Raw genomic sequence first — 21177 nt, 5'->3', positions numbered from 1 at the left:
CACACCATAATCGGTTCCGGTTGCCAGACCGAATACACTGGCCCCCATTAATCCACCAGCCAACACTGTCGCACTGGATACAGGTTCGGACATTCATCCCCCTCTGGTTGTATGGGTCCTCTCAGTTATGAGGGGAAATAAAAAAGGCTGCCTGATGGCAGCCCTAATAAGGTTGAAATCATTTAAACTGGTGATTGTAACGGTCCGGAAAGTACTTCTGCTTCGCCGTTATGGCAGATATCATCTCCCCTTGTCAGATGCCAGACACCGACAATAAGTTGTCCTGATTCCAGATCGTCAACTGTGTCATTCGTATAGTATGCCACCTGAACAACACCGTTATGCTGAATCCAGTAATACCCTTCTTTCATTCACACCTCCGCAAGACTAAGCAAATAGTATAAGGCGAAGCAGAAAATGCCGCGGTGCAAGAAGCCACAACTCAAATCCTGTTGTACAGGCTGCTCTTTCCAGTCATAGCCTCACCACCGATAGCTCAGATGGCGCAGTGTGTGATGAAAAGGGTCAGGCTTCACGGGCTGGATTTATCAACAAAACACGTAGCGGATGGTGCCCGGTGCCTGAAAAAGAAAAAGGCCACCGAAGCGACCTAATGAAATTGGTAATGTGGATACTGCCAAGTTAAATCCGTTAAAGCCTATTAAGAGATTCAGCCTGTATTTCTTGAAGTACCGCTGCCGGCGAATCAGCCTGTACGATTCCCGAGAAGACACAATCTGGATCATTAATCATGTGCCTGGACTTCGCTCTCTTTGCCTCATTCCGGTCCGAAAACTCCTCGGAAACATTTAAATGCTTACCCGATGACATCCCTTTCGGCTTGTATTGAAAAACGTAATAGAACCCCATATCGCCCCCCTGTGATTTGACACCAAGGGAATATACCACCAAAAAAACAAAAACCCCGCCGGAACGAGGTTTGTTATGATTTCGTTAACGGTAGACATACAAAGCCCATCGTTAGGAAAATCCTAACCATATTTTTTGAAATATGCAAGCATTATGTCGCCATCTTCGTTGAAAATCTTTCATCTTGTCACCTTTCTTAATTGCGCTTCTGCATATGCTTCTTCCTGCCAGCATTTTGTAACCAGTTTATCAATGACGTCTGCATATCCTTTGTACCACTGATAATCCGTCAGATCCGGTACCAGTTTCTGGACATGGTGCCGCGCCAGTGTGGTTGGTAAACGACTAAACCGGTTTCCATTGCAACGCCCACAAATCTTATAAACAGGCGCGCCATGAAGCCGGGTTCTTTTTTCATCCAAGACAATACCTTTACCCTTACACCCTCTGCACACCGTGCTGACTTCTCCCTTACCATGACAATGCTGACATAGTTCCTTCTCCCACTCCTCTTTGATGACGGGTTCACCATTTCTGGAGTGTTTCACCACTTCACGTAATACATGATGAAATCCCGTACCAGCACAATGCTCACAGCGAGCCTTGCTTGCAGCAGATCTGGAATAATCAGCAAATGCAAAATTCACGAGGTAAGGAACAATCTGTAACCGAGTTTCTTCACTCAATTTATTCAGTGTCGGGTTATCCAGTGCCACCGCGTAATGAATCAGCCCTTCAATCGCGAAGTCAGGATTCTGAATACCAACTTTTGCCAGGAATAAAGCAAAACCCAGTGGTGCTTTCGATTGCACCATCCCCTGCGCCGCCATTACATCCGTAATCGTCAAAGATTCGGAGGTTGTCGCCGGAGCGTCATCGCTCAATTTTGGAGATTTTGGTGAGTAATATTTTGGTAAGGCTTCAAGGTTCATGCGTGTTCTCCATTTACGCCAGCACGCCAATTGCCAGCGCGCGATCGATAAAACGAAATATCAATTCCAGTTGAGAGCCGTATTTCTCTTCGAATGCCACGGTGTCCGCATGTAACTCATTGTGATGCGTTCTGCACAACGGCAGCACAAAGAGGTCATGCGCCTTTGTTCCCATCCCTCCCTGACCGTGACCTATCAGGTGGTGCGGATCATCCGCCTGCTTCCCGCAGCAGGCGCACGGCTGGGATTTAACCCAGCGGGTATATCTCTCATTGATCCATCGACGGCGTTTCGGACGTAACATGAAGCTTTCCGGCGATTCCGGATCAACCCTGAGCGCCAGTACCTTTTTCGCCTTATCCTGTACAATGCTGGTGGCCGGCACCGACGGAACAATTTCACTTTCACGGGTAGCTGACTGGACAATTGCCTTCGGCATCCTTAATGCTTTTCTCGCAGCGCTCTCCGGTAAGACTTCTGCCAGGTCATTGCGTACCATCCACCAGCACAGTTCCGGGAGAGTAACTGCGTGCATATCGTCAAAACCCAGATCACGACAAACAACCGATAAAACCCATTTTGTCGTGTTCTCCACAGCTATTGATTTCAGCCGTTCCGTAAACTGTTCGCGCAGCAGGTTATCGCAGTGCCAGCACAGTCGGATTGCCCCCGGGGCGTGGCGCATGGTTGTCATCTGTTCGCTGTGCCAGTCTGAATGCGGCCACTGACAGCCATTCCCCCGGAGTAGCCAGCTTTCCAGACTAGCCAGACCACCAGCACGATAGATAACCGACTCATTACGGAACACATCACGAACAGCAGGATCATCCGCCAGCGGCTGTGATACCGCCGGGACCGCGCCGCAGGCGAAAGATGAATATTGTTCCGGCTCTGGTTCAAGCAGAACACGCCCCTGCATAAACAGGGGCATCAGTTCCGATCCCGGCCTGAACAATACAACGCCCATACGGGGAGCAATTTCAGGGGTCAGTAACGCTCTCACGATCACCTCAATGAACGGTATCGAGCAGCTTCAGCAGCTCAGGGAATTTGGATTCGAAGAAATGCGGTTGCGTCTCGCGAGGGTTTGCCGGGCTGGTGATGTTTTTGCCGAACATGCAGCCTTTTGCCGTCAGCGACCAGAATTTTTTAATGCCGTTAATCGCGGAGCGACTGTAACGCTCACGATGTTCAACAACACCCAGCTTTGCTAACTGCTGATACGCCTGATTAGCCGTCATCCGGATACCATGCTGTTTTAACAGCGCGCTCAGTGCCAGCGTCGGGCGGCTTGAACCATCCAGCGCGCCAGCCGGAGCATCAATGGCATATTGTGGCGCCAGGTTAGGTAGTCCCACTGCCTCCTGGAGTTTCTGACACGCGCCCAGTACCGATGAATTGGACAGGTTTAACTCTTTGCGCATAAAACCCAGCAGAATCACCCCCGCCTGCATCTTATCGGCAGCCATACCAGAAGATGTTTGTGGCGCACTGGTAATCCGATCGAACGTGCGGATCACCTTAAGATGGAAAGACGGGCTGATCCACATTGCATAAGCAAACACCAGTTCTTTGCATACGTATGTACCTTGTTCAGCGCCACCGCGAACAGTATTTACTGGAGCACGTACCAAACTTCGGGTATCACTACCGCCCTGAAAAAAGCTAACTGATTGATTTTGTTCCGATGATGGAATTCCGCCCTCGGTGAAAAGTTGCTCAATCAGCTCACGGGTTTGCTTATTATCAAGCCAGTATTTCGGACGATATTTCTGATCTCCACCAGCAGCACGGTGCAAATCGTTAAGACAATAGCGCCCATGAACGTCGCGGCGAACTTCGATACCATCAATGACCATTAAATTATTCATGCTTCTTTCTCCATTTTCAGGCGGCTGCACCCGCCCCTGTTTCAAATTTCGTGATCGTGATTTCTACCTTCCCCTTCGGGAAAACTGGTCCCCACTCCACCAGCATTCTCTTTACCTGGCTGTCGTCCTCCCAGACTCCTGCGTGAGTCAGTGCGTCGAACAGCGCTTTGTTGTAATTGTCCAAATCCCTGATCCGCTTATCTGGCGGATACAGGATGATTTCTACCGCTGCATGGGTTGATGTCGGTTTCGGCAGTCGGCGAAGTTGCTCAATGATGGCGGCACACGTTGCGCTCCGGAATTTGCGTCCCGCCACACTTATCAGGCTCTTTCCGGCAAACGGTCCTTTGTTGGGATGACGCCAGTAAGTGTTCACGCTCGGCGGAAATGGCAGGGTCAGCTTCATACCGCCACCTTCCCGACCAGGCGTTTCGCTTCGCGGTGGATCTGCGCCAGAAACGCTTCGCCACCAGCTTCAAGCTCATCACGCCCGATATAGCTGATCGCTGGCCCTTTCCAGGTTTTATCGAATACAGCGATCGCCCCCGCAAAGAAAGCGCCGGTAGGCACCTGTTTTTCATCTTTCGGGATAAACCATGCCGGCAGTTCGAAACCAATTCGGCCACGAATAAACGCGATATGGTCTGCATCTTCCGGCCACCATACTTCGCTGGTGGCAGCTTTGATCAGGAAAACATAGCGCCCGCCCTTATCCCGCATAGCGCTGGTATGCCTCATGATGTATCGCATACCTGTGATGTATTGCCCTTCATGCTGGCTGGCGCGACTGTAAGGAGGATTACCAAAAGCGGCCCCGTTGAGTTCAGCCAGACGATCCGCCCAGTCATGCGCCAGCGCGTTATCTTCCGCAGTGTAATAGTCCTCACATTTGGCGTTTTCATCGTCCGAGAAAAGATCGAGAACAAACGGACCAAACATGGCATTTATGCCCCAGTAAATGTTGTCCGGCGTGCGCCACTGATCGCCGACTTCTTTCAGTTCGTGTGCTGATTTGTTGCGCAGTTCTGCCAGCGCCTGGCAATATTTATTGCTCATTAAGACCCCACATAATTCCCTGACAGATACCACTCACTACCTGATGCAACATACTTTCTGCTCTTCCGCAAACACCGTTCACGGCGCGCCAGAAAGGCGCTACGTTCCGACGGGATATGACTCTCCCGGAATGCCTCCATCCATACCGTAGCTGCACGACGGAACAACCCTCCAGACTCCAGTGTTTCTGCCTGACGTATCAGATGCATAATCACCTGCGGGTCGTTGGTTCCGACATAACAGCTCCGCACAGGTTTAGTCCCGATATCTGGCTCCTGATCCGGCGGTATGTCTGTCTCAAGAGCAAAATGCCTGCGAGTTTTACCTTCAAAGCGATGAGCAACACGCCCGCACTGGCGTAACTTACTTGTCGACTGCAGGACGCTTTTACGCGGGAAATCTGCAAAAGCATTCGCTATATCGCTGGAAGTACATCCCGGATGGGATTCAATGAATTTCTGAACGTCTCCCATAAGACTCATATCACCCCCTGAACCCTGTCGGGATCTGGCTGTAATCCACATTCCCGTAGCTGGATTTGAACATGGGATCTTCACGGTTTTCGAAACGTCCGCCGATGGGTGCGGACAAACGCAGTGACAATTCATCCCACTTTTCCCGGAGCTTTGAGGGGCTGAGAATGTTACGGCACCAGAACGGATCACGGCTGACCCGGCTGTACATTTCGCAGATCTGTTTGTGGGTACGCCCGTCCTGAGCACACATCAGGCGAATTTCATTTGCCCAGACGGTCCAGTTAGGTTCCTTCGGACGAACCAGCTCGCCGTCACTCTCCGCGGCCTGTTCGTACAGGGCGATGATTTTTTTCCAGATCCACTGAGCACAGGTCAAATCGTCCTGCGTTCCCCACTGACGCTTTTTAGGGCTTAACACAGCGGCATCCGGATGACGGGTTAAAAACTCCTGGTCTGTCATCTGCTGGTCCGGTTGCGAAGCGTCCGGACAAGAAGGGGTTTTATTAACTTGTGGATCTTGTTTTGATTTTACTGACGGATCCCCGCCAGATTCTGACGGGTCAAAACCGCCGTTTTTGCCAGATTTCGACGGGTCAGATTTTGATGCGTCAGATTCTGATGGGTCAGATTTTGACTGGTCAGGATCTGACAGGTGAGCAAATGCAGCCGCCTGCAGCTTTGCCACATTTAGCTGATAAACATTGGAGGCATTACGGTTTCCCTGACGTCTGGCTTTACGTGATAACCAGCCGTCAGCTTCCAGTTTTGCTATCGCCGTTCTGACTGTACTTACCCCGGCCCCAAGCTGACGAGAAATTGTCTCAATGGATGGCCAGCAGACCCCTTCGTCATTGCTGAAATCAGCCAGGCGAGCCATGATAGCCACACTGGATAATTTCATTCCCGAAGCTGCACAGGCATCCCACACATAGCCTGTTAATTTAGTGCTCACGCTCGCCCCCTATTTCCCTGAACTTGCGCTGGAATTGCTCGAGCGGGCTAAGGCACTCATGTTTATATCCTTGCCGCAGATAGATAACGCGTTGTGTTTCCGGTTCCCAACGGATAACCCGGACTGGGACGCCACGGTGATCTTTGAACCATCGGTTAAGTTTTCGCATGAGAGTTTCGCCCTCCGGTAGAACACCCCCACAACTCCTTTAGCTCTACTGTGGTTACAGGGAACCCAACGACCTGATACCATCCGCTCATACCGAAACAACGGGAAACCAGGAACAGGGATTCCCCGTAGTTGCGGTAATCGGTTATTTACCGTTAAACTGTTCATGCGTTGGTTTTCTCCATAAAATTTGACGCCGCGGCGCCCGGAGCTGCACACTCGCGGGCGTCACCCTTTTCTGGCGCGCAAAAAACTCGATAAAGAAGCGTTACGTGCTCTTGGAACTTCGCGATAACCTGATAGCTGTTTTCCTCAATCTGAGCGCGCTCATCTGCATCAATTACCCCATCAGCCGTGGCTTTACGTACAAAATTAGAATGACGGCCTATCCATTCTATGGACTCCATAAGGCGCTGGTTGATATCGGCGTTATCCAGATCATCAACATCTGCCAGCGGTACAAATACGCCCTGAGAATAGCGCGCAACGGCATCAGCGATATGGGTTGAACCACCAGCACGTTGTAAAACCATTGCCCAGCCCAGCGGGAAGATCTGGTCGCCGTCAACACGAAGGCGGTTAAACAATGCGTTCTCTGTCACGCCCAACCATTCCGCCGCCTCAGCATATCCACCAGGCAGATCGGTAATCGTTTTTTTAATCGCTACCACCAGCCAAGCAGGCTGACGTTCGACTTTCCAAATAGGCTCGTTACCCACGGCTCCCCCCTTATTCCTGTGGTTTGAGTTTTACTGAAGCTTCGCTATGCTTTTCGTAAAGGTCGGGATGGAAAACCAATTTTCCCCCAGTCCGATAGGCTGCTTCTGCTGCACGTCCTTTAGGGATAAGGCGACCAGTTCTATTACGCCACTGGTAAACGGCCTCGCTTGTGATTCCAAAAAATTCGGCAACTTTCTCAGTACTGCCAAAGTAGTTTTCAATGTCATCGGTTGTCATAATGCCTCCTTAGCTAAGTTTGATTAGATATTAATAACAAATTTAACTTTGATCAATAAAAACTAAGATTGCTTAGCATTTTAATTTTTTATGGTGTCCAAATGGAAACTGTCGGTCAGCGCATCAAAGCTCTCAGGCGCATAACCAAAACTTCGCAGAAAGAATTGGGTAAGTTCTGCGGTGTTAGTGATGTGGCGGTTGGGTATTGGGAAAAAGACGTTAATGTGCCAAGCGGTGAATCACTTGCGAAACTTGCAAAGTATTTCAACACATCAATTGATTACATACTCTACGGTACTGAATTTGAAGGAAATCTAATAACCAAGATGCGAAGGATCCCGGTGATATCTTGGGTTCAGGCTGGACAGTTTACAGAATGTAAAGCAGCAGAAGTTTTCAGTGAAGTAGATAAGTGGGTAGAAACATCACTCCGGATAGGTGATAGCTCCTTTGCATTGGAGGTTAAAGGTGATTCGATGACAAACCCTAATGGGCTCCCGACAATCCCTGAAGGGGCAACAGTCATAGTAGATCCTGATGCAGCGCCAATTCATGGAAAGATAGTCGTAGCCAGGCTTGATGGGACAAACGAAGCTACTGTAAAAAAACTCGTCATCGATGGGCCTCAAAAGTTCTTAGTTCCCTTAAATCCACGTTATCCAAACATTTCAATTAACGGTAATTGCCTGATCATCGGAGTTGTCAAAGGCGTTCAGTACGAGCTTTAACCCACATCTAACCACCCTCTTAACATCAGCCTAAGAATAGGTTGATGTTTTTCTTGACCAAAAAACTAAGTTAAGTTAGATTTTATTCATCAACAGCGAACAAACCGAAACCAATCACCTTTGCAACCGGGTTTCGCTGTAGATGGTCGAACGGCGCGACTTTAAACCATGCGTCGGAACCGTGGCGGGACAGGATGTCGGCAATACGGGCTTCTAAGTTTCCTTTTGGGTGTGGTGAAATTCAGTCATTTGATACAGCCGAAGATCAACACCACAGCGCTAAAGTAAACTGAATGGGGGTAGGCACATGAGCGTAATTGTAAAATTTAATAGCGCGGAAGTTCATCCAGAGGAAGCATTTGAGGAAAGGTCATTTCTCATAGTGAACCAAGACCGTGATTACTTAGTGGGTAAGCCTTTGTTCGATGCGGATAGAAGGTTCCTGTGTTTTATGACCAGCGCTGGTCCGGTTCACCAAAGTGAATATGTGACGTGGGCATTGCTACCCACGCTTTAAGATTAGAATTGCTTTATAAGGGTTTCGTATAATTCAAGGTCTTTTCGGCTTACGGTATCCATTGAATACATCTTGTCATACATCGGATAAAGGTTGTCATAAGTCAAAAATTCAGTTGCAAGGTCCTTCAACCTAGCGGCCGTATCTAGTCTAGTATCAAGCACAGATGCAGCCAGACCTATATTCTGTATTTGTCTCGGAGTGGCTGTTTGTAGATCAAGTCTTTCAAGAGCATGTATAACGGCCTCAATATCATTTTTATAAATATTATTTAGGTTGTTAACTGAGAGCAAAACTTCAGTATTTTTAATCTGCCCACATACGACAGTTTCTAAGCGGTATTTCTTCTCGCCGCTTTTTGCTTCTTCTTCCGTTAATTCTTTTTTCTTTTTTTCCACCCAAACTTCTTTCGTTACCTTTGTCTGCTGGTTAGCTGCCATACGGGCTAGTTCTGTTGCAGCAAATCGGCCAGCGACTAAGGGGTCTCTAAGAGAGAGGATTTTATCGGCTAGTTTTAACACACCATTTTTGCCTGAAGTAAGAGCCGCAGCCTTATTCCAGTATTCAAATACTCGGGCTTTACGACTGGCAACAGCTTCTTTATAGATTTCGAAATCGACTTCTTTTTCAAGTTGCTTAATTAATACATCAAATTTTTCTTCAAAAATTTTGCTACCACACATGTGACCAATGGAAGCTTCGAAATTGTCTTCCGTAATGACAATTCCACCTTTCATATGGCTACTGTGACAGCTTTTGATGCCGCATTTTCGCGGTGGTTCATTTTTATAGTAACCAACCAATGCTTTGAGTTTCTTATCTTTGAGGTCTAAATCTTTAATGAAATTGGGTCTTGAATAAACCTGCTCCCAGCTATCCAGCTTGATCAATACACCATTTTCTTTCATGTAAAGCATATTCAACCCTTCTGAGTGTAAGGAATGATCATTCTATCACCTTGCTTAAAGAACGATCAACGCAAGCTGTATGGAAACACATAGTTTTTCGTACAGTTCATAAGCTTTCATCCGCTTTGTACATTTGGCGGTTATCCAGTCTTTCACCATTCCAAAGGAGGAAGAAGATAATGTTCTACCTCGGTACCGCCATTTTTACGCAACAGAAAAGGGTTATGCAATTTAAATGTAATTTAGAGCAGCGAACAGGCAGGACGCCCACGAAGTAGCCGCCGGTGGCATACGAATGACCGGATGATTCGCTAGCAAATGATTTCAGTGGAGAGAATAGATGAATGAGCAGGATTTGAAGCATGTGATCGCATTGTTGCTGGAAGACGCTAAACGTTTGCAGCAGATAGAGCCAAATGCAGGAACTGAGGCCCGTATTTTGTTAGCAAAACAGGCATTAAAGACTTGCGGGGCGCAAGACCCTGATCGAACCGAGTTCATGAATTTCATGGCTAACACGATCCCCCCTCGTCCATGCAAGGGAGATGGGGTGAGCCGTGTTTATCACGATACGATGGTTAAAGCTTTAAGAATCGAGCTTGAAAGGCTCAGGAGTCGGATCGCGATAAACGAAATCGTTACCAACTAAGGCTGCAGACGGAAGTAAGAACGCACTTTGTTCAAATTTACAAACAAAGATATTTGCATTAACGCCAACGCTATTAGCAATAGATAACGTTTGGTTAACGATGTTATTGCAATTCATTGTGCTGTTGAGAATATAGCCACCCGGGATCAACCTGCAGTCTCCGTCATCATCTTTTGTTGTTTTTCGGTAATGGAAGTTAAGCATTAACTCTTCAAATTTTTTGGCCTGTTCGGCTGTGGCTTCAAATAGACGAACGTGAACATAAAACTGGTTCATTAGGTTTCCTTGCTGGCTGTGTGAGAACTCCAGCATACCACCGAGCCTGATGTGGTGAAAAGACAGGCACACAACGATGAGAGCATTGACGAGCAAGACATAAGTGCTGGTTCGATTCCAGACAGTCCTGTTTAGTCAGGAGGGTTGGGCAGAGAAAAGATCCGTTTAATTCGGACACCGGCAGTGCTCTCTTCGTTGTGGTGAATGCGGCTCAGCGCACGCGGGTAAGGTTGAAGCTGATAGTCGATCCTCTGTAGTTAAGCACCCGTCTGGCGTGCAACCTTCGCCAGATACCGGGAGGCACCCGGCACCACAACGTTATTGCTGTGTGAAGTCTTGTCGGCGTCCGGCTCTTCCAACAACAGGAGGAAGGCGACAGTGTTCTGCCGTGACGCCGACCTTTTTACACAACAGAAAAGAGCATCTCCGCGCGACGGGCTCATTACCCAATCCACCCGGAAAGCTGTTACAGCAGGTGCTCTTTTCTGTTTTGTGGAGAAACCAACTGGCGGTGGCAACCGCCATCTTGAGGGGTTAACGATGAATGATGACCGCATGACCGTAGTGCCCGACTTTCTGGGCGAACTGGATGCCGGCGTGTTCATGAACAAAATCGCGGCAGCGCTGAATACTGTCGGATTAGGCGTTCTGAATAACGGCAATAAAGGCAAGGTAGTCCTCACCTTTGATTTTGAGCGCATGGGAAATTCAGTCGAAGAGAAGCGCGTCAAAATTAAACACAAGCTGCAGTACAGCACTCCGACGCCACGCGGTAAAGCGTCAGAAGAGGACACAACAGAAACCCCAATGTGGGTTAACAAGGGCGGAAAGCTCACCATACTGCAGGAAGATCAGGGTCAACTGTTCAGTATTAAAGGTACTACTGACGGAAAGCTTAAAGCGGCTCAGTGAACCGCAGCTAGCCAATTCACTGCCACCACTTCGATCATTAGTTAATAAGGAATTTTTATGTCTCAGTTAGACAGCGGCACTTTTCAGCAGGTAAAAGACCTGGTTCTTTCTGGCTATCACCTGAACGATATTCAGGGGCTGGCTTGCCCGACAGCATTATTGCCTGCCGGGACAGGTGTTGAAAGCCTCGAACGCTTTGCTCTGGAACGTTTCCGCTTCCGCGGCGCCATGACTACCACCAGCATTGAAGACTTTGTCCGTTATTCAAAGGGCTATGCCAGTGCAACCGAAAAAGCACGCTGCTTTATTGATGCTGACCATATGACAGCTCGCTCAGTTTTCAATATTGGTACGCTGGATAACCCCGGTCATGCAGACAACGTTGCTTCTATCACGCTGAAACAGACTGCACCATTCCGCGCCCTGCTCCAGATCAACGGGGAACGCCTGAAACAAAAACAGATCGCCGAATGGCTTGAAGACTGGAGCGATTATCTCCTGGCGTTCGATGCTGACGGTAACACAATGCAGATTTCACAGGCTGCCCAGGCTGTTCGCCGCATTACGATCCAACAGGCAACCCAGCAGGATCATGAAGATGGCGATTTCAGCGGTAAGAAATCCCTTATGCAAAGCATTGAGGCCAGCAGCAAAGACGTTATGCCGGTGGCTTTTGAGTTCAAATGTGTTCCGTATGAGGCTCTCGGTGAACGTGTGTTCAGCCTCCGCAACAGCCTGCTGACCGGTGATGAACCTCGCTTTGTTCTGCGTATCGTACAACTGGAAGCGCAGGAAGAAGCGATCGCCAATGAATTCCGCGACCTGCTGATCAGCAAATTCGACGGTGAATCAGTAGAAACGTTCATCGGTAACTTTAAAGCGTAATTGCTCTGCATTAAATCCCCGGCGCCGCGGGGATTTATTGAAGCGTAATTCTGTTAATTATCGCCACTCGGCGAGGGATTCGCACAACCAAAATTCACGCGGTGCAGCGCGAAATAAATTATAAGGAGAACCAACGATGAGTTTTATTCAAACACTTTCAGGTAAACAATTTGATTATCTCAGCGCAACTATTGACGACATTGATATTGAAGATATCGCCGTGGCGCTTTCCAATATTTGCCGCTTCTCCGGAAATGTTCCTGAATTTGTTTGTGGAAGCGCTTTGAAGAACTAATTCCTACCACCAGCACTGATATTTGATGTTACAGCCCGGGTGCAGCCGGATTATATGGAGAAATCACCATGCTTCAGATGATGACGTTAGAAGAATGGGCCGCAGAGAAATACCGGAGTAATCCACCGAGCATTAATACATTACGACGGTATGCCAAACAAAGCATGTTTACTCCCCCAGCCCAGAAAGAAGGAAAATTCTGGCGTGTGCGAGAAGATGCGGAAATAACCGGAAATATAACTCAACCAGTGATTAAAAAATCAGATCCGCCACTGCTTCAGAGGATATTATCCGATGGCTGCCAGACCACGTAAAAACAATGCCAAGGTGCCAAACCTTTACCCATTATACAGTCGCAAAGTGAATAAAATTTACTGGCGATACAAACATCCCGTTACTGGGAAATTTCATAGCCTCGGAACAAATGAGGAAGAGGCTATTGCAATAGCAAGTGAGGCAAATGCCCGTCTGGCTGAACAGCGTACGCGCCAGATATTAGCAATCAGCGACAGGATCGCCAGCAGTAAAGGAAAGGCTATTACCACATCAACGTGGCTTGATCGATACTGGAAAATCCAAGGCGAAAGACTGGAAAGCGGAGATATAAAACCAAATACCTATAAACAAAAAACCAAGCCAGTTACCCTACTTCGGGAACGGGTTGGTATGAAGATTATTTCGTCAGTAGATGTTCGTGATATTGCTGAGATTCTTGAGGAGTATATTTCAGATGGACAGCCGCGAATGGCGCAAGTGATTCGTTCTGTATTGATCGACGTTTTTAAAGAGGCACAGCATTTCGGGGAGGTTCCACCGGGCTATAACCCTGCCCTGGCAACAAAACAGCCACGGCGCCGTATCACGCGCCAGCGTCTAAATCTGGAGGAGTGGCAACGAATTTTCAATATCGCCGACGCAAACCACCAGTACATGGGGAATGCTATGCTGCTCGCGCTCGTCACCGGCCAGCGTCTGGGGGACATTTCGAAGATGAAGTTCAGTGATATATGGGATGATCAACTGCATATTGTTCAGGAAAAAACTGGAAGCAAGATAGCCATTCCACTTTCACTTCGCTTGAATGCCATTAACTGGAGTCTGCGGGATGTTGTGGCACGTTGCCGTGATTATGCTGTAAGTCCATATCTTGTTCACTTCTTCCGGACTACGTCGCAAGCAGAGCGTGGGGCGCAAGTAAAGTCCCACACCATTACCATGAATTTCAGCAAAGCTCGGGATAAAGCAGATATTGACTGGGGATCCGGCACTCCAGCTACCTTCCATGAACAGCGCTCACTAGCTGAGCGACTTTACGAGGCTCAGGGGATTAATACTCAAAAGCTGCTCGGACATAAATCGCCAAATCAGACAGCCCGTTATCATGACGATCGGGGTAAAGGATGGACTATTATTGCGGTCTGAATTGAGGGAGTTTTGATAAATTTTTTTGATAAAATTTTGATAACCGTTCGAATACTAATAATAAAAACGGGGACGTTAAGTCCCCGTTTTTGTTTTTAACAATTATCGTTATTACATATTCGCGATAATCGCGTCGCCAAACTCACTACATTTCAGCAGCTTAGCTCCTTCCATCAGGCGTTCAAAGTCATAGGTCACGGTCTTCGCGGCAATCGCGCCTTCCATACCTTTAACAATCAGATCCGCCGCTTCGAACCACTGCATGTGACGCAGCATTACATTGCCAAAAACATACCAACCATTTGATAAAGTTGAAATTATCATTCTTCCTACTATCAAAAAAATCCAGTAACTGCCTTTTACAACTCATTGATTATCAAAACGTTGATTTTAGTTTTGGGGAAGAGTTTTCTTCAAGATTCCAATTTTTTCACGCCAGTACATTCAACATGATGCTACTAATGGCAACCCCCAATAGTGAAGCTTCTACATTGGTTGAGGTCGCTCGGAGAAACACCGGAACAGCCACTCGCATATCCTCTTCTATACTTTCAGTCTGACCGACTGGAGGTTTCATATGTGTGGACGCTTTGCACAAGCACAGACCCGCGAAGAATACCTGGCATATCTGGCCGATGAAGCCGAGCGCGATATCGCTTATGACCCTGAACCTATAGGCCGGTACAACGTGGCGCCCGGTACCAAAGTTCTGCTGCTCAGTGAACGCGACGAGCAACTGCATCTGGATCCGGTGTTCTGGGGATTTGCGCCCGGATGGTGGGATAAACCACCGCTGATTAATGCACGGGTTGAGGCTGCGGCCACCAGCAGAATGTTTAAACCGCTATGGCAACATGGCCGAGCTATCGTGTTTGCTGATGGTTGGTTTGAGTGGAAGAAGGAAGGCGACAAGAAACAGCCATACTTCATCCACCGGGCTGACGGCCAGCCAATATTCATGGCGGCGATCGGCAGCATACCGTTCGAACGCGGTGATGATGCCGAAGGATTCCTGATTATCACCGCTGCAGCCGATACCTGATTATCACCGCTGCAGCCGATAAAGGTCTGGTAGACATTCACGACCGCCGCCCTCTCGTTCTGTCACCTGAAGCAGCGCGGGAATGGATGCGGCAGGGCATAAGCGGGAAGGAGGTAGAGGAGATAATTACTGATGGTGCCGTGCCGACAGATAAATTTGCCTGGCACGCCGTGACGCGCGCCGTTGGCAATGCAAAAAATCAAGGGGAAGAGCTGATCAAACCCGTTACCTGACTACTGGCAGCTCGGAAAATCTGGTCGTATACCGAGGCGAAAGCATTTCTCGCTTCATAGCCCACTTCTGCGGTATCCCCTGCCCGGCGATTTTCTGGCTGTATTGTCATATGCGCATATTTAAGCCAGTTTAGAGGCCGGGAATTTTCTGTACAGCGTCGATAACCCCACATTATAAATAATCGCTACCTGCTGTCGCGGTACTCCCGCCCCAATCAGGCGCCCGGCCTGCGCCCATTGTTCCTGTGATTATTATTTAATAACGATTACGAAAACAAAAACTCAACTAACTGAATTAAATAGAATTAAAAAAAGTGACATATAAAAATGTACTTAATTATGTACTTTTGAAATCGTCAGCATACGATCTGCTGATCAACATACGACGTTACATCACAATAGTGAACTGTACGACCTATAAACACGATTACAGTCAGTCCTGACTAAACAGCAGGTAGCCTACCAAGGCATGCTCTTGCAAACAACGTGACTGAGGTAATCCATCACATCAGAAATGTGAAAAATCAGGGTGAAAATTTAATTGAAGCTGTCACTTAACCCGAAGCAGGTCTTCATAGCGGATGGTATATCGTGGCGAGAGGATCTCCCGTTTAATATACCACTATTATTGGATTCCCTGTCCGGTAAAGGTTACCGGCGCAATAGAGAGAAGACAATCTCATCTGTAGTCTACTGATCAAACATTAGGGTAAGAGTAATGAAAAAAGTATATTTTATGTTTGTTATCTTGTTGTCACTTTCAGGTATTCATTCCGCGATGGCAAAACCCTGGCAGGAGATTAAAGAAAGCAAAGAGTTACGTGTGGGGGTGCCTGGTGACTATGCTCCCCTCGCATTTCACAACAGACAAAATAAATTAATCGGTTTTGATATTGATATGGCATATTCACTGGGCAAAGCTCTGCACCTGAATATCCTGTTTGTACCTAGCAGTTGGCCTACGCTGTCAACTGACCTGGCAGCAGACAAATTTGATATTGCAATGGGAGGGATTACAGAAACTCCCGGCAGAAGAAAACAGTTCGCACTTTCTTCTCCGGTACTTAAAAATGGGAAAATAGCGCTGACGCAATGTAACAGGATTAATGACTTCAAATCTCTTGAAGATATTGACCGTAAGGGCGTGCGGATTGTTGTTAATCCAGGTGGTACAAATCAGGACTATGTTGACAAGCATATCAGGTATGCAGATGTTATTCGCGAAAAAGATAATGATGCCACTCTGCAGAGGATTCGTGAACGCAGCGCTGATGTCATGTTTACCGACTTGCTCGAAGGTAATTATTACCAGAACAAAGAGCCAGGTGTCTTCTGCGTATCAACCAGGAGTATCCTCCCCGACACTGCCGGTAATAAAGTCTATATGATGGCGAAGGATAATCAGTATCTTCTTGACGCTGTAAATAGCTGGTTATCTGATGAAAACAGAATCATACTTGCCAGAAAGTGGCAGATAAATCCAGAGTAGCCGCCACAAAGTTTTGACAAGCACCATTGCCGACTGACGAACAGAACTGGCGCGGGGTGAAAGATGTGACGATGATAAAGCCAGCCAGGCTAAATGGATGGCTTATATCAGGGAGCTTAAAACGCTGGATTTAACAGGCGTTTCAGATGAGGCCACCTTCACAGCAATCAGATGGTCTGCATTATCACAGGAGCGATTACTGGTTGTCGGTATTCTTGGTCACCAGATTTTTAGCACATTTATTCTGGTATAAGTTGAAATATTGCAAAAATATTGATGCTTATTATTTTTTCTGTAAGTAAATTCTCGCTCAACAAACTTAATTATTTATTCCACGATGATGAAGTGTGAACTATGCTGGAAATGAAGGAAGTCAACAGTAAGGATAGTCTGAATATTCACGGGTGATATTATGAGACACGTTAAGAACATATTTTTAGTCCTGGTTTTTGCATTGTCGGCAGCAGCTTTTTCCACATCTGCGATGGCTGCCAGTACCCCTCCTCCAGATCACAAACCGGGCGGACTAGACATAGGCGATATTGTTTTACCGCCTCCACCAGATTGGTGTAAAAAGTATCCAGAGGGTACAATGAGACCACCTGAGTTTGGAATAATCTGTCAGTGGAATAAATAATTTTTAGCTGGCTGACATAACCATATTTTTATGGTTATGTCAGCTCAGCACCAAGGCATTATAATCTCTCTGTGCGCGTTTCTATCTTCCACAGTGGTAAAAACTAATCCCGCCAATCATTAATGGCTAGCTGGTTTCTCCGGCCAGTCTGGATTTGAGGTATCCACCCGGTTTACCAGTATCCTGTATTTTTTCCATTCGTCGAGCTGCGCTTTCTCATCATCTGTTGCGATATCAAGATCAACAGCATCCTGTAACGGCGCGATTTTTTCAGATGCTATTTGCAGGAGCCTGTTTTTGGTTTCTTCCGCCTGACGAAGCTGCGCTGCTTTTTCAGCCGCTTCGTCTTTTACCCAGACCTTAGCCTTACTATCCCATTTCTGGTATTCACCGTCTGGTGAAACTGATGTGACATTTTCGGGCAACGGGCCGGGTTCGGAGATATAAACCTGATTGCCGGTTGTTGTGTCGTAAACCGTCTCGCCGCGATGATCCTCCTGCAGACTCCATGTCTGGGTTTCAGCGTCAAATACAGCAATATGACTGGAGGGAATATCAGGAGGGGCGATATCAGTACAGTTTGCCGGTAATCCAGTGTGCGGCGGGATATATGCATCACCTGCGCCAATAAATTCGTTTGTATCTGAACGAAGATTAAAAATTTTAATTGTCTGCGAGGTGTCGCTCATTTTAAACGTCATTTTTTACTCCGGATAAATATTCTGGATTCAGGTGATTGTCATGATAATCGGGACCGAGAAAAACATGATGCCTATGAGCACCAATATAAATATCATCAACCTGATGGCGGGGGCTGATACAGGTGTTACCTGATTTTTTGCAATACGTTCTGCGATCACCAAAACCAATATATTCCGTTCTGGCGTTCGGACAAAGCGCCTTTGACGGACAGTATGCCGTTGTGCTGAATACAGCATCCTGGCGGGCGCTGGCGTATTGCCAGTTAATTTCCGTGGTGCAGTTAATAAAACCATCCCACGCCAGCTTCATTTGCCGGGCGACACTGTCCGGGGATACCTGACCACACCCGGCCCCCATCGCAGGGAATACAACTGATTTAATTTTCTTGTCTTCCCCGGCGCTTTTATTGTGCTGAAATATTGCTAATAACGCTGCACGTGTTGCGTTATAAACCGCATCGGTGCCGTCGATTATCAGCGGAACGCGCATCGTCGGGGCATGAACCAGCCACGGATGCTGACTGTTACCCGTTTCAATAACAAAGGCGGTGCCGACGGGCTGCTCTCCCAGGTATTCACTGATGATATTTTGCTGTACCCGTTCCTGTAATTGCGGCCCAAAATATGCCGTAATAGCAGCATCCACACCACCATCCATAAGACCAAAACTGTTGGCCGCACTGACCATGCAGTCAAATTCCGGTATGGTTTCAAACGGTCCGGGGATAATTTCCACATTTTCGGTATTCTGAAAAGAATGTTCAAAAGCCGCGGCCATTGCTGGAACAGGTGCCGAAAGAATTAATTTAATCATGCCAGCCTCACTATGTAGTTAAATGCAATATTTTTAACCGTGGTTTCCGCATTACCGTCTGCGTCCACAATAACGACGTGTCCGTGTGGACCGATATACATGGTGTGCTCATGTCCTCCGATATAAACTGTATGCGCATGGTCGCCAGCGGCCTGTGTCCATGCACCACCTCCAGGCTGAAATGAGGTGTGATTGGAATCTCCCCAGTATGAATTGATATAACCGCCGAGCTGGTGAGTATGATTGCCCGTGGTATTGGTCGATTTCGTGCCGTAATCAAAGGATGAGGTAGATTTTGTCCCTAAGTCAGTATCCTGCGCCCGCGCGGTGTGCGAGTGCGATTTGTTGCCGTCCATTTCTTGCGACAGTACAGCACGTCCACTGATGGGCTTACCCTTTATTGTCCAGCCTCGCATGTCAGGGATAATGCCGGACGGATACGCTATAGCCAGTAACGGGTAAGCAGATTTATCGAAGGACTGCCCCTGCATCAGGGCGTAACCGGCTGGGGTAGCATCAGACGGCCATGCTATCGGCGCCCCTACTGGATGCGAATCCGGAGGTGGGTTTAGTGTGGTGTAGAGCATTGCCCATTCGGACCACTCAGCATCGGCGGTATCTCGATGGCTGCGAATATATGCGGGCGCTGGCGCACCGTTTGTCCCGCTCCAGCCAATGAGGATTTCCCCATCACCGGTTCCGGTCAGACGTAAAATATTTCCGTATTGCGTCGGATAGCCATTGTTGTAGACCTCGCCCATTATCAGGCCGCTATCACTGCCTCTTGTCGTACCAGTCAGTGCCGGAAGCGCGCCGCGTGATGCCAGTCTGTTCGCTGCGACAGCCGTACCTGATGCAGGGAGCGCTCCGATATTTTGTACAAACAGCGGCTTTTCCGGAATATCGCCACCGTTCTGGTCTTTGGCGAGGTATTTAATATCCGTCTGCTCCTGACTGTAGACCTGAAGGTTATCCCGTGCTGTTCCTTTATTCTGAAGGTCTGACAGATTGTTTTTCTGCCACAGAAACAGCTTCAGGGGATCTGCCAGCAGGTTTACCCAGCCTGCGCTGTCGGCGCCTTCCGGATCTGTCAGGTTATCGTCAATGGTATTCAGCCAGACCGCTGTTGTTGAGACTCCGGCGAGAATGGCATCTTTTGCATATCCACCAATGGCCCCGGCGAAATCGGCATTATACGTGTACAAACCGCCAGCCTGGACGTACCGTATTGCTGCGGTAATATCGTGCATCAGACCGTTAAAATCCTTGCCGTGTGGCGGTATACCTCCCGCTGAAATCGGGGTCATGGTCACCGGAGGAAAACCCGAATCATACGCCGCGTTACCGCTCTCTTTGGTCTGCTGAGTCGCCTTGTCCGGGATATTATTTTTGTCCCCGGCACTCGCAAAGGGTACTGCCAGTTGACGGGGTTTATCGTTAAGCTTCATTACTGGTCTCCTTTAAAACCACTGAGACATAAACACCCGGCGGGGACGGCAGTGCTCCCGACGACTGGATAATCGCCAGTTCTGCCGACGAGAGAGCAAACCCAAAGATGTAACTCATCCTCAGTCCACCATTATTCAGAACATAAGCCCGGCGGTTTTTTCCGAACATAAACCGCAGCATCCGGTTAATATCCGGCACAGAGCAGTCAGTAATATTCGACATGGCTTTCATCAGTATCAGCCGCCGGTATATCTCATCAGACAGGTCAACGGTCCGGGTAACCGATTTTCCGCTGTAAAACGGTGCCTGATTAAACGGACGCGGGTCATCCATTACCGGGTTGTCCATCCGGGCCTCGCTGAAGCCCAGGTAATTAAAATCGTCCTTTACCGTCAGCCGGCGACTGACGCCCACAATCTTTCCCCAGACATCAAGACCGTACTTTTCTGCGGTATCGATGTTCCAGATAAGGTCATAAAAATCATTGATAAAACTGTCGGGGGAAAGTGCTGCGTTAAAGCTGTTAATGAGGGCATTGAGTCGGGGGCTGGCGGCATACTGTGCAAGCACGGTTGCAGCCACATTCTGCACGTTACGCCTCCTGTAGTTTCACACCGATATTCGACACATCCAGAACCGGAATCTCATCTATCCCGAAAGTGACAGCAGTTGTCCATGACGAGCCGTCACGACTCACAGTAAGGCCCAGAATATCGATATTTTCCGGATCGGTTTTGTAAACGCCGGCATAGTAACGCCCTGCGGAGACAACAGAGGCTACCCTTGCCCGCAGACCACCATCTGTACCGTTAAACGCGGACAACACAGATTGCTGTACCTGTTGGGTAATATCTGAGGGCAGATAGTCACTTTTTTTCAGCGTCACACTGACATGCAGACTGACAGGTTTGAGTGTCTGCCAGGTGATCACGTATTCA

25 protein-coding genes and 9 pseudogenes are annotated in these 21177 nt (G+C 48.0%); 11 read left to right on the top strand and 23 right to left on the bottom strand.

Annotation, left to right across the window (positions count from 1 at the left end):
• Nucleotides 1-182: 182 nt before the first annotated feature.
• The 12 genes and pseudogenes from HV477_RS26785 to HV477_RS26730 form a co-directional block, all read right to left on the bottom strand.
• The gene (locus HV477_RS26785) at nt 183-371 is read right to left on the bottom strand and encodes a hypothetical protein (RefSeq protein ID WP_000658039.1); all 189 of its coding nucleotides are present in this window, start codon (nt 369-371) and stop codon (nt 183-185) included.
• 280 nt (nt 372-651) lie between these two features.
• Nucleotides 652-968, bottom strand: a pseudogene (locus HV477_RS26780) (hypothetical protein).
• 81 nt (nt 969-1049) lie between these two features.
• Nucleotides 1050-1802, bottom strand: a complete 753-nt coding sequence (locus tag HV477_RS26775) for an antitermination protein (RefSeq protein ID WP_001047142.1) — start codon at nt 1800-1802, stop codon at nt 1050-1052.
• Between the two features lie 13 nt (nt 1803-1815).
• Nucleotides 1816-2805 (bottom strand): DUF968 domain-containing protein, encoded by a 990-nt coding sequence (locus HV477_RS26770; protein ID WP_038394427.1) that lies wholly within the window; start codon nt 2803-2805, stop codon nt 1816-1818.
• Nucleotides 2806-2812: 7 nt separating this feature from the next.
• Nucleotides 2813-3673, bottom strand: coding sequence for a KilA-N domain-containing protein (locus tag HV477_RS26765; RefSeq protein WP_001061452.1), 861 nt, complete (start codon nt 3671-3673; stop codon nt 2813-2815).
• 16 nt (nt 3674-3689) lie between these two features.
• Nucleotides 3690-4079, bottom strand: coding sequence for a RusA family crossover junction endodeoxyribonuclease (locus tag HV477_RS26760; protein WP_000779150.1), 390 nt, complete (start codon nt 4077-4079; stop codon nt 3690-3692).
• Nucleotides 4076-4729 carry a phage N-6-adenine-methyltransferase gene (locus tag HV477_RS26755; RefSeq protein WP_023210475.1) on the bottom strand — a complete coding sequence of 218 codons (654 nt, stop codon included), beginning with the start codon at nt 4727-4729 and terminating at the stop codon, nt 4076-4078. The genes HV477_RS26760 and HV477_RS26755 overlap by 4 nt, the downstream gene beginning before the upstream one ends.
• A complete protein-coding gene (locus tag HV477_RS26750) occupies nt 4729-5211 on the bottom strand; it encodes a PerC family transcriptional regulator (protein ID WP_001668817.1) in 483 nt (160 codons plus the stop codon). Before HV477_RS26750 ends, HV477_RS26755 begins: the two co-directional genes overlap by 1 nt.
• Nucleotide 5212: 1 nt before the next feature.
• The gene (locus tag HV477_RS26745; protein ID WP_023210476.1) at nt 5213-6157 is read right to left on the bottom strand and encodes a helix-turn-helix domain-containing protein; all 945 of its coding nucleotides are present in this window, start codon (nt 6155-6157) and stop codon (nt 5213-5215) included.
• Nucleotides 6147-6326, bottom strand: coding sequence for a DUF4222 domain-containing protein (locus tag HV477_RS26740; RefSeq protein ID WP_071842796.1), 180 nt, complete (start codon nt 6324-6326; stop codon nt 6147-6149). Before HV477_RS26740 ends, HV477_RS26745 begins: the two co-directional genes overlap by 11 nt.
• A 163-nt stretch (nt 6327-6489) precedes the next feature.
• Entirely contained in the window at nt 6490-7044 is a 555-nt protein-coding gene (locus HV477_RS26735; protein ID WP_038394270.1) for a YmfL family putative regulatory protein, read from the bottom strand.
• A 10-nt stretch (nt 7045-7054) separates the two neighbouring features.
• Nucleotides 7055-7282 (bottom strand): Cro/CI family transcriptional regulator, encoded by a 228-nt coding sequence (locus tag HV477_RS26730; RefSeq protein ID WP_023237927.1) that lies wholly within the window; start codon nt 7280-7282, stop codon nt 7055-7057.
• A gap of 101 nt (nt 7283-7383) precedes the next feature.
• Between HV477_RS26730 and HV477_RS26725 the strand changes: the two genes are divergently transcribed.
• On the top strand, nt 7384-8010 hold the full coding sequence (locus HV477_RS26725; protein WP_038394271.1) for a LexA family transcriptional regulator: 627 nt from the start codon (nt 7384-7386) through the stop codon (nt 8008-8010).
• Between the two features lie 519 nt (nt 8011-8529).
• On the opposite strand, the gene HV477_RS26720 is transcribed toward HV477_RS26725, so the two are convergent.
• On the bottom strand, nt 8530-9444 hold the full coding sequence (locus HV477_RS26720; RefSeq protein WP_023240384.1) for a hypothetical protein: 915 nt from the start codon (nt 9442-9444) through the stop codon (nt 8530-8532).
• Nucleotides 9445-9775: 331 nt separating this feature from the next.
• On the opposite strand from HV477_RS26720, the gene HV477_RS26715 reads away from it, so the two are divergent.
• A complete protein-coding gene (locus tag HV477_RS26715; protein ID WP_023262052.1) occupies nt 9776-10084 on the top strand; it encodes a hypothetical protein in 309 nt (102 codons plus the stop codon).
• Here the strand turns inward: HV477_RS26715 and HV477_RS26710 are convergent.
• Nucleotides 10022-10360 carry a hypothetical protein gene (locus HV477_RS26710; protein ID WP_071586821.1) on the bottom strand — a complete coding sequence of 113 codons (339 nt, stop codon included), beginning with the start codon at nt 10358-10360 and terminating at the stop codon, nt 10022-10024. The two genes, HV477_RS26715 and HV477_RS26710, sit on opposite strands and share 63 nt — an antisense overlap.
• A 540-nt stretch (nt 10361-10900) precedes the next feature.
• Between HV477_RS26710 and HV477_RS26705 the strand changes: the two genes are divergently transcribed.
• The 5 genes from HV477_RS26705 (at nt 10901) to HV477_RS26685 (ending at nt 13874) form a co-directional block, all read left to right on the top strand.
• Nucleotides 10901-11272: a hypothetical protein gene (locus HV477_RS26705; RefSeq protein ID WP_000997190.1), complete on the top strand. Its 372-nt coding sequence runs from the start codon at nt 10901-10903 to the stop codon at nt 11270-11272.
• Nucleotides 11273-11329: 57 nt separating this feature from the next.
• Entirely contained in the window at nt 11330-12157 is an 828-nt protein-coding gene (locus HV477_RS26700) for a YfdQ family protein (RefSeq protein ID WP_175065630.1), read from the top strand.
• 136 nt (nt 12158-12293) lie between these two features.
• On the top strand, nt 12294-12452 hold the full coding sequence (locus tag HV477_RS26695; RefSeq protein WP_000008355.1) for a hypothetical protein: 159 nt from the start codon (nt 12294-12296) through the stop codon (nt 12450-12452).
• A gap of 68 nt (nt 12453-12520) precedes the next feature.
• The gene (locus tag HV477_RS26690; RefSeq protein WP_000939947.1) at nt 12521-12766 is read left to right on the top strand and encodes an excisionase; all 246 of its coding nucleotides are present in this window, start codon (nt 12521-12523) and stop codon (nt 12764-12766) included.
• Nucleotides 12747-13874: a site-specific integrase gene (locus HV477_RS26685; RefSeq protein WP_175065629.1), complete on the top strand. Its 1128-nt coding sequence runs from the start codon at nt 12747-12749 to the stop codon at nt 13872-13874. The genes HV477_RS26690 and HV477_RS26685 overlap by 20 nt, the downstream gene beginning before the upstream one ends.
• A 111-nt stretch (nt 13875-13985) precedes the next feature.
• On the opposite strand, the pseudogene HV477_RS26680 reads toward HV477_RS26685, so the two are convergent.
• Nucleotides 13986-14153, bottom strand: a pseudogene (locus HV477_RS26680) (isocitrate/isopropylmalate family dehydrogenase); the annotation flags it as partial.
• 298 nt (nt 14154-14451) lie between these two features.
• Between HV477_RS26680 and HV477_RS26675 the strand changes: the two are divergent.
• A pseudogene (locus HV477_RS26675) lies at nt 14452-15149 on the top strand (SOS response-associated peptidase).
• Here the strand turns inward: HV477_RS26675 and HV477_RS26670 are convergent.
• Nucleotides 15142-15237 (bottom strand): annotated as a pseudogene (locus HV477_RS26670) (DUF4113 domain-containing protein); the annotation flags it as partial. The pseudogenes HV477_RS26675 and HV477_RS26670 sit on opposite strands and share 8 nt — an antisense overlap.
• Nucleotides 15238-15269: 32 nt before the next feature.
• Nucleotides 15270-15392 (bottom strand): annotated as a pseudogene (locus HV477_RS26665) (helix-turn-helix domain-containing protein); the annotation flags it as partial.
• Nucleotides 15393-15867: 475 nt separating this feature from the next.
• On the opposite strand from HV477_RS26665, the gene HV477_RS26660 reads away from it, so the two are divergent.
• Nucleotides 15868-16638 carry a transporter substrate-binding domain-containing protein gene (locus HV477_RS26660; RefSeq protein ID WP_000758584.1) on the top strand — a complete coding sequence of 257 codons (771 nt, stop codon included), beginning with the start codon at nt 15868-15870 and terminating at the stop codon, nt 16636-16638.
• Between the two features lie 16 nt (nt 16639-16654).
• A pseudogene (locus tag HV477_RS28950) lies at nt 16655-16828 on the top strand (phage tail protein); the annotation flags it as partial.
• A gap of 47 nt (nt 16829-16875) precedes the next feature.
• Here the strand turns inward: HV477_RS28950 and HV477_RS28715 are convergent.
• A pseudogene (locus tag HV477_RS28715) lies at nt 16876-17015 on the bottom strand (hypothetical protein); the annotation flags it as partial.
• A 35-nt stretch (nt 17016-17050) separates the two neighbouring features.
• Between HV477_RS28715 and HV477_RS29160 the strand changes: the two are divergent.
• Nucleotides 17051-17275, top strand: a complete 225-nt coding sequence (locus tag HV477_RS29160) for a PagK family vesicle-borne virulence factor (protein WP_001216644.1) — start codon at nt 17051-17053, stop codon at nt 17273-17275.
• 119 nt (nt 17276-17394) lie between these two features.
• Here HV477_RS29160 and HV477_RS26645 read toward each other — a convergent pair whose 3' ends face one another.
• From HV477_RS26645 to HV477_RS26625, 5 genes and pseudogenes are all read right to left on the bottom strand, one after another.
• Nucleotides 17395-17976, bottom strand: coding sequence for a tail fiber assembly protein (locus HV477_RS26645; RefSeq protein WP_000143162.1), 582 nt, complete (start codon nt 17974-17976; stop codon nt 17395-17397).
• Nucleotides 17966-18790, bottom strand: a complete 825-nt coding sequence (locus HV477_RS26640) for a macro domain-containing protein (RefSeq protein ID WP_000593431.1) — start codon at nt 18788-18790, stop codon at nt 17966-17968. Before HV477_RS26640 ends, HV477_RS26645 begins: the two co-directional genes overlap by 11 nt.
• Nucleotides 18787-19659 (bottom strand): annotated as a pseudogene (locus HV477_RS28710) (phage tail protein); the annotation flags it as partial. The pseudogene HV477_RS28710 and the gene HV477_RS26640, both read right to left, overlap by 4 nt.
• 568 nt (nt 19660-20227) lie before the next feature.
• Entirely contained in the window at nt 20228-20830 is a 603-nt protein-coding gene (locus HV477_RS26630; protein WP_001181749.1) for a DUF2612 domain-containing protein, read from the bottom strand.
• A gap of 1 nt (nt 20831) precedes the next feature.
• Nucleotides 20832-21177, bottom strand: a pseudogene (locus tag HV477_RS26625) (hypothetical protein); the annotation flags it as partial.

It is taken from the genome of Salmonella sp. SG203 (genome assembly GCF_013350575.1).
GTDB lineage: Bacteria > Pseudomonadota > Gammaproteobacteria > Enterobacterales > Enterobacteriaceae > Salmonella > Salmonella enterica.
Note: the sequence above shows the minus strand (reverse complement) of the source record. Positions and strands in the feature narration are given on the sequence as shown.

Bases quoted from the DNA above. Each gene is read 5' to 3' on its own strand.
- HV477_RS26785 (WP_000658039.1), bottom strand. From the start codon at position 371: ATGAAAGAAGGGTATTACTGGATTCAGCATAACGGTGTTGTTCAGGTG.
- HV477_RS26775 (WP_001047142.1), bottom strand. From the start codon at position 1,802: ATGAACCTTGAAGCCTTACCAAAATATTACTCACCAAAATCTCCAAAA.
- HV477_RS26765 (WP_001061452.1), bottom strand. From the start codon at position 3,673: ATGAATAATTTAATGGTCATTGATGGTATCGAAGTTCGCCGCGACGTT.
- HV477_RS26760 (WP_000779150.1), bottom strand. From the start codon at position 4,079: ATGAAGCTGACCCTGCCATTTCCGCCGAGCGTGAACACTTACTGGCGT.
- HV477_RS26755 (WP_023210475.1), bottom strand. From the start codon at position 4,729: ATGAGCAATAAATATTGCCAGGCGCTGGCAGAACTGCGCAACAAATCA.
- HV477_RS26750 (WP_001668817.1), bottom strand. From the start codon at position 5,211: ATGAGTCTTATGGGAGACGTTCAGAAATTCATTGAATCCCATCCGGGA.
- HV477_RS26740 (WP_071842796.1), bottom strand. From the start codon at position 6,326: ATGCGAAAACTTAACCGATGGTTCAAAGATCACCGTGGCGTCCCAGTC.
- HV477_RS26730 (WP_023237927.1), bottom strand. From the start codon at position 7,282: ATGACAACCGATGACATTGAAAACTACTTTGGCAGTACTGAGAAAGTT.
- HV477_RS26725 (WP_038394271.1), top strand. From the start codon at position 7,384: ATGGAAACTGTCGGTCAGCGCATCAAAGCTCTCAGGCGCATAACCAAA.
- HV477_RS26720 (WP_023240384.1), bottom strand. From the start codon at position 9,444: ATGCTTTACATGAAAGAAAATGGTGTATTGATCAAGCTGGATAGCTGG.
- HV477_RS26715 (WP_023262052.1), top strand. From the start codon at position 9,776: ATGAATGAGCAGGATTTGAAGCATGTGATCGCATTGTTGCTGGAAGAC.
- HV477_RS26710 (WP_071586821.1), bottom strand. From the start codon at position 10,360: ATGAACCAGTTTTATGTTCACGTTCGTCTATTTGAAGCCACAGCCGAA.
- HV477_RS26705 (WP_000997190.1), top strand. From the start codon at position 10,901: ATGAATGATGACCGCATGACCGTAGTGCCCGACTTTCTGGGCGAACTG.
- HV477_RS26700 (WP_175065630.1), top strand. From the start codon at position 11,330: ATGTCTCAGTTAGACAGCGGCACTTTTCAGCAGGTAAAAGACCTGGTT.
- HV477_RS26695 (WP_000008355.1), top strand. From the start codon at position 12,294: ATGAGTTTTATTCAAACACTTTCAGGTAAACAATTTGATTATCTCAGC.
- HV477_RS26690 (WP_000939947.1), top strand. From the start codon at position 12,521: ATGCTTCAGATGATGACGTTAGAAGAATGGGCCGCAGAGAAATACCGG.
- HV477_RS26685 (WP_175065629.1), top strand. From the start codon at position 12,747: ATGGCTGCCAGACCACGTAAAAACAATGCCAAGGTGCCAAACCTTTAC.
- HV477_RS26660 (WP_000758584.1), top strand. From the start codon at position 15,868: ATGAAAAAAGTATATTTTATGTTTGTTATCTTGTTGTCACTTTCAGGT.
- HV477_RS29160 (WP_001216644.1), top strand. From the start codon at position 17,051: ATGAGACACGTTAAGAACATATTTTTAGTCCTGGTTTTTGCATTGTCG.
- HV477_RS26645 (WP_000143162.1), bottom strand. From the start codon at position 17,976: ATGACGTTTAAAATGAGCGACACCTCGCAGACAATTAAAATTTTTAAT.
- HV477_RS26640 (WP_000593431.1), bottom strand. From the start codon at position 18,790: ATGATTAAATTAATTCTTTCGGCACCTGTTCCAGCAATGGCCGCGGCT.